The sequence below is a fragment of the Microbacterium sp. genome (genome assembly GCF_047606685.1).
Taxonomy (GTDB): Bacteria; Actinomycetota; Actinomycetes; order Actinomycetales; family Microbacteriaceae; genus Microbacterium.
In genome coordinates, this window is record NZ_JASGEC010000029.1 from 1 (window position 1) to 6977 (window position 6977).

Consider the following 6977-nt stretch of genomic DNA (forward strand, 5'->3'; position numbering starts at 1 on the left):
CCACGGCGCGTCCGCGGCGCCGAGCGTCCGCCAGCCGCGGGCGCGCGCGGCATGCGCGGCGAGGCCGGCGATCACCAGCGACGGGTTCTGCACGCGACGGTCGAGGATGGCGTCCACCAGCTCGTCGAGCGGCACCCAGCGCACCTCGATGTCGGCCTCCTCGGCGATCCGCTGGAAGGTCTCGCCGGTGGGCGCCAGTTCGCGCGCCAGGTACACGCGGATCGCCTCGTCGCTGCCGCCCGGAGACGTGTAGAACTCGGCGAGCACCTGCCACCGCGCGGCGGTCAGGTCGGCTTCTTCGGCGAGCTCGCGTTGGGCCGCGGGCAACGGGTCCTCGTCCGCGACGTCGAGGAGCCCCGCGGGGATCTCCCACTCGCGCGACTGGACGGGATGCCGGTACTGCTTGATCAGCAGCGCCCGGTCGTCGTCGTCGAGGGCGAGCACCGCGACAGCGCCGGTGTGGTCGACGTACTCGCGCACGATCGTCTCGCCGTTGTAGTCGACTTCGTCGCGGCGCAGGTTCCACACCCGCCCGTGGTAGACGGTGTCGCTGCGCGTCACGGTCGCCGACACCGGATCATCGCGCAGGTCGTCGCCCCTAGCCATTGTCGACATCGAACAGCTCGCTGGCCCGGTGCCGCTCCAGCGCGGCGGCGACGAGGCCGCGGAAGAGCGGGTGAGCGCTGGTCGGGCGCGAGCGCAGCTCGGGGTGCGCCTGGGTCGCGATGTAGTACGGGTGCACGTCGCGCGGCAGCTCGACGTACTCCACGAGGTTGCGGTCGGGCGAGAGCCCGGAAAAGACGAGTCCCGCGGCCGCGAGCTGTTCGCGATAGCGGTTGTTGACCTCGTAGCGATGGCGATGGCGCTCCGCCGCGCGCAGCTCGCCGTACAGCTCGGCGGCCAGAGAGCCCTCGGCCAGGACCGCCTCGTACAGCCCGAGGCGCATCGTGCCGCCGAGGTCGCCGCGGTGCAGGATGTCGATCTGCTCGGCCATCGTGGCGATCACCGGGAACTCGGTGTCGGGGTCGAACTCGCTCGACGACGCGCCCTCGAGCCCCGCGACGTTGCGCGCGTGCTCGATGACCATGCACTGCAGCCCGAGGCAGATGCCCAGCGTCGGGATGCCCTGCTCACGCGCGAATCGCAGCGCACCCAGCTTGCCCTCGATGCCGCGGATGCCGAAGCCGCCCGGGATGACAATGCCATCGATGTCTCCGAGCACGCGCGCGGCGCCCTCTTTCGTCTCGCACTCGTCGGACGGGATCCAGCGCACCGTCACGGCCGTCTCGTGTGCGAAGCCCCCGGCCTTGAGGGCCTCAGTGACGCTGAGGTACGCGTCCGGAAGGTCGATGTACTTGCCGACCAGGCCGATCGTGACCTCGTGCTTCGGGTTGTGCACGGCCTGCAGCACGCGGCTCCAGCGAGTCCAGTCGACCTCCACCGCCTTCGCCAGCCCGAGGGTGCGCACGATGTGCTCGTCCAGTCCCTGCTCGTGCAGCATCGTCGGGATGTCGTAGATGCTCGGCACGTCGACCGCGTTGACCACCGCGTCCTCGTCGACGTCGCACATGAGGGCGATCTTGCGCTTGTTCGACTCGGTCACGGGGCGGTCGCTGCGCAGCACGAGCGCGTCGGGCTGGATGCCGATGGAGCGCAGCGTCGCGACGGAGTGCTGCGTGGGCTTGGTCTTCTGCTCGCCCGAAGCCCCCATGAACGGCACGAGCGACACATGCACGAAGAAGACGTTGCCGCGGCCGAGCTCGTGGCGGATCTGCCGGGCCGACTCGATGAACGGCTGCGACTCGATGTCGCCGACAGTGCCGCCGATCTCGGTGATGATGACGTCGGGACGCGGGTCTTCCGTCGCCTGCAGGCGCATGCGGCGCTTGATCTCGTCGGTGATGTGCGGGATGACCTGCACCGTGTCGCCGAGGTACTCGCCGCGGCGCTCGCGTGCGATCACCTCCGAGTAGATCTGGCCGGTGGTGACGTTGGCGGCCTGGCTCAGGTCGATGTCGAGGAAGCGCTCGTAGTGGCCGATGTCGAGGTCGGTCTCGGCGCCGTCGTCGGTGACGAACACCTCGCCGTGCTGGAACGGGTTCATCGTGCCCGGGTCGACGTTGAGGTACGGGTCGAGCTTCTGCATGACCACGCGAAGCCCGCGCGCGGTGAGCAAATTGCCCAGGCTCGCGGCGGTGAGGCCCTTGCCCAAAGAAGAGACGACACCGCCGGTCACGAAGATGTGCCGAGTGGTGTCGTTCGATGTTCCCGCGTCAGTTTCAGAGTTCTCCGCCACGGGCTTTCACCCTATCAGGCACGGCAGGCAACGCCATCACGCGGCGCGCTCGGCGGGTCAGCAGCAGCCCGAAGCCCGTTGCGGCAACGCCGAGCGCGGCGGCGACGGCGAGCAGCCCCAGCCGAGCGTCGTCCGCTTCCAGCGTGATGCTGGCCCCGAGCAGCATCACCAGCACGGCGCCGGCGAGGGCGGGCGCCATCCATCGCACAAGGTCGCGCGGCACGCCGCCGCGCACGACCGCGGGGCGCCGCACCGCCAGAACGCAGCCGGCGACGCCTGCGGCGAGCGCCAGGCCCGCGAGGAGGAGAGGGATGGCGAGCGGCAATGACTCTCGCACGCCCTGCCAGCGCCACTCGGCCGTGTCGCCGTCGGTGAAGGTCCCCACCGGGAACCACAGCCGGGCGCCCTGGTCGTCGTACTGTCGCACGTCGACCCAGCCTCCGCTGTCGTCGCGCTCCAGTGCGTCGCGGTGCACGACGAGGTCGCCGTCGCGCGCGCCGGAGCCGAGCGGCATGGCCTCGCCGTCGCTGATCCGCGGGAGCCATCCACTCCCCTCCGTGAGCTGCGCGTCGACGTCTGTCGGCACCGCAAGCTCGATCGCCACGCTCTCCACGTCGTGGTCGGGCGAGCTCCACGCCGAGTCCCACCCGCGGTTGAGCGCCGTCCACGTCAGCTGCTCTCGCCACTGGCCGTCGGCCTCGACCACGCCGACGGGGTCGGCCAGCTCGTAGGAGATCACGATCTCGTGCTCGCCTGGCCACTCGTCGTCGAGGTGCGTCTGCAGCAGCGCCATCCCCTGCAGCCGGGACTGGGTGAACGGCGCCGGCGTGCCGTCGACGGTCACCTCGCGCACGGTGAGTCGTTGGTCGTGGCCGGCCACGACATCCTGCCACTGCCGCAGCACCTGCGGGATCTCCCGGTAGCTTGAGCCGACGACAGCGCTCAGCCGCTCCTCGACGACCAGCCGCGGCGCACCGCTGTCGACCGACAGGGCGCCGCGTGCCTCGAAGTCGGTCACGAACAGCCCGTAGTCGCCGGGCAGTCCCTCTCCCCAGCCGTACGCGGCGTCGTCGCGCTCGCCGCCGGGACGCTCGAGCGGGAGCGCGATCGCAAAGGCGATCGCGGCGGCCACGACGAGCACAGCCGCGACGCGCACCGTCATTCGCGCGGGGCCGACGTACGACGGGTCGTCGCACAGTTGGCGGTCGAGGCCATCGCGCTCGAGCAGCGCCGTGATGGCGGCGCGGGCGCGCCGTGGCCGCGCGAAAGCGACGGCGTACGGCAGCAGCGGGTCGCGCAGGCTGGAGCGTTCGAGCGCCGACGTGCGCTGCAGGTACAGCGCCAGCCCCATGAGGTGCTCACGCTCCAGCGCGCCGCGGCGCGTCAGTGGGCGCGCGCTCACGGCGAGCGCGATGACGGCGGCGGCGAGCAGCGCCGAGACCAGGACGATCGCCAGCGGCCACCAGTAGCGCGTGAGCGGCAGTTGGTACGACAGCTGCCGCACGAGGCCCCATTGCACCGCGGTGAGCGCGATGGCAGCCCCGACGAAGCTGTCGCGCACGAACCCGCTCGGCACGCGGCGCAGCCCGCGCGCGAACTGCGCGCGCCATGCCGGAGCGGTCAGATAGGCGGTCCAGGCGCTCGCGAGGGATGCCGTGCGCCCTGCCCGGCGCGTGTGCCGCACGAGCGCGCGGGCGGCGCGCGCGTTGTGTGGCGACTGCTGGTACGCGGCGAGCGCCGACACCAGCGGGGCGGTGCGCACAGCGCGCCAGAGGCGCGCGGCGAGCGCGGGCGACATCCCCTTCTGCGGCGCTGTCTCGTGCACGAACCATGCGCGCCCGCGCGCGTCGCCCCACGCGACGGCGCGGGCGGCGAGCGCGAACAGCAGCGCGGCCGCGAGCGCTGCCAGCGGTAGGAACGGGCCGACGGCCTGCACCCAGAACAGCGCCGACGGCTGCGGCATGTCGAACGTGCCGGGCGCGAACGAGAACCGGAACCAGAACGACGCGTGCGGGGGAAGCCGCTGATCGTTCTCGACCACGTAGGTCACGGTGCCCGATGTGGTCGAGTCGGGTTCGAGAAGCGCAGAGTCGCCCGCGAGCAGCCACTCGATTCCGCCGCTGGGCTGCCTGGCGAACGCGCTCTCCAGCTCACGCGGCACCGTGATCGACATCCGGCTGTGGGCGACGGCCTGCGGCCACGACGGCCCGAAGGCATCCCACTCGAGCACTTGCTCGTCGCGCTGGGCCGACTCGTCGAACGCGTCGTGCGCGACGTCGTCGAGGCTGTAGCGAAGCACGAACACGTGGTCGCCCGTCAACTGTTTCCCCGCGTCGATGCGAATGGTGGTGCGGGTCGGGCTCTGCTCCACCACAGGGTCCGCCTCGACGCCGTCCACGGTCGCAGAGGCCACCGCCGGTCGCAGGTCGTGGCCCTCGAGCTGGCTGGCGACGACACGCTCGATGCCCGACTCGTCCACCGTGTCGGGGAAGAATGCCTCGATCGTCTCCACCACGTCCAGGCGCAGCCGGCCGCTGTCGTCACGGCTCACGACGAACTCCGCGTCGAACGACCTCGCGATCCACTGCTCGGTGGCGGCGGAGGACGCCGACGACGTGATGTCGTCGAACGTCAGAGGCTTGTTGATCACCGGGCCGAACACGAGCAGCAGCCCGACCGCCGCGACGAGAGCACAGACCGCGCGAGTCGCCCAGCGCACACGCGCCGAGCCCCGCGAGCGCGCCCAGCTCTCGGCGCGCAGCAGCCGCGCCGAGAGCGCGGTGTACAGCGCCGACGGGCGGCGCGTCTCGACCGCGACGGCGTCGGGCGGCGGGCTGACTGCCTCGGGAGCCTCGCTCATCTCGCCCCGCGCAGGCCCAGCAGCTCGCGCGCGTGCTCGAGCGCGGACTCGGAGTCTGCCATTCCCGACAGCAGTCGCGCCATCTCTGCTTCGCGGTCGGGCCCGTCGAGGCGGCGCACGCTGGAGGCGGTCACCGAGCCGTCGCTCTCCTTCACGACGGTGAGGTGGTTGGTCGCGAACGCGGCGACCTGCGCGAGATGGGTGACGACGACGACCTGGGATGCCTCGGCCAGCTGCGCCAAACGGCGACCGACCTCGATCGCGGCCGCGCCGCCGATGCCCGCGTCGATCTCGTCGAAGACGAAGGTCGGCACGGGGTTGGCAGCGGCGATCACGACCTCGATGGCGAGCATCACGCGGCTGAGCTCGCCTCCGGAAGCCGAGCGCGCCACGGGGCGCGGCTGCGCGCCGGCGTGCGGGGCGAGCAGCAGCGCGACCTCGTCGCGCCCGTGCGCGGTGGCCGCCGTCGGCGCGACCGAGACGGTGAGCACAGCGTCGGGCATGGCGAGCGCGGCAAGCTCCGCCGTGACGCGCGCGCCCAGCATTTCGGCCGCCGCAGCGCGCTCCCGGGTGAGCGCGGCGGCGGATTCGTCGAGCACGGATGCCGCGGCATCCCGTTCGCTCGTCAGGGCGGCAATGCGGTCGTCGTCTCCCTCAAGCTCGCCGAGCCGCGCAGCGCCCGACTCGGCGAGCTCGAGCACGGCCTCGAGCGTGCCGCCGTGCCGGCGGGCGAGGGCAGACAGCAGCGCGCGCCGCTCCTCCACGGCGTCGAGCTCTTGCGGGCCCGACTCGTCGAGGTCGGCGAGATAGCCGGAGAGCTCGACCGCGAGCTCCGCGGCCCGATAGCCGAGGTCGGCAGCCTGCTCGGCCAGAGCCGCCAGCAGCGGGTCGCGGTCGCCCGCACGCTCCAGCGCCCGACGGGCCTCGCCCACCAGCGCCGACACGTCGACGCCGTCGAGCTCGGAAGACAGCGCCTCGCGCGCGGCGGCCGCGGCAGCGCGCAGCTCTTCCACGTGGGCGAGCCGCTCCGCCCGCTGCGCGAGCTCGACGTCCTCCCCTGGCTGCGGGGCGGCGTCGGCGATCGCGGCGAGCGCGGCGCGCAGCTCGTCCGCTTCGGCGATGCGCGCGTCGCGGTCCTCGGTGAGGCCGCGCAGCTCGGTGTCCAGCTCGCCCCAGCGCTCCCACGCCGCGCGGTACGCGCTGCGCGCGGCGGCCACTGGATCGCCTCCGAACCGGTCCAGCGCGTCGCGCTGCGCCGCCGACGACCGCAAGCGCAGCTGGTCGGACTGGCCGTGCACCACGACGAGGTGCTCGGCGAGGTCGGCCAGCACTCCCGCCGGGGCGGGGCGGCCCCCGACCGTGGCGCGGCTGCGGCCCTCGCCGCTGATCGTGCGGCCGACATACAGCTCTGCGTCGCCGCCCGGGAGGGGCTCGAGCTCTCCGCCGGCGTCGCGCACGCGGTCGGCCACCGGCCCCTGCGGGGGGACGATCCACACCCCGCCCACCTCGGCCTGCGCGCTCCCGGCGCGCACGACGGCGGAGTCGGCGCGCTGGCCGAGCAGCAGGCCGAGCCCCGTGACGACCATGGTCTTTCCGGCCCCGGTCTCGCCCGTGATCGCCGTGAATCCGGCGCCCATGGGCAACGTCGCCTCGGCGATCACGCCCAGACCGCGCAGGCGCATCTCCTCGATCACGACGTCGCGGCCTCTGAGCTTGTCGCGTTCCCTGAGCCTGTCGCGTTCCCTGAGCCTGTCGCGTTCCCTGAGCCTGTCGCGTTCCCTGAGCCTGTCGCGTTCCCTGAGCCTGTCGCGTTCCCTGAGC

General features: G+C 72.6%; 4 protein-coding genes. All 4 read right to left on the reverse strand.

What is annotated here, in order from left to right; translation table 11 throughout:
- Window positions 1-606, reverse strand: a 606-nt coding sequence (locus QM611_RS03230) for an NUDIX domain-containing protein (protein WP_415078463.1), incomplete at its 3' end; no start/stop codon positions are given.
- Window positions 599-2296 (reverse strand): CTP synthase, encoded by a 1698-nt coding sequence (locus QM611_RS03235; RefSeq protein WP_415078464.1) that lies wholly within the window; start codon window positions 2294-2296, stop codon window positions 599-601. The genes QM611_RS03230 and QM611_RS03235, both read right to left, overlap by 8 nt.
- Window positions 2280-5156, reverse strand: coding sequence for a hypothetical protein (locus QM611_RS03240; protein ID WP_415078465.1), 2877 nt, complete (start codon window positions 5154-5156; stop codon window positions 2280-2282). The genes QM611_RS03235 and QM611_RS03240 overlap by 17 nt, the downstream gene beginning before the upstream one ends.
- Window positions 5153-6850 carry a DNA repair protein RecN gene (recN, locus tag QM611_RS03245; protein WP_415078466.1) on the reverse strand — a complete coding sequence of 566 codons (1698 nt, stop codon included), beginning with the start codon at window positions 6848-6850 and terminating at the stop codon, window positions 5153-5155. Before recN ends, QM611_RS03240 begins: the two co-directional genes overlap by 4 nt.
- Between the last annotated feature and the right edge of the window lie 127 nt (window positions 6851-6977).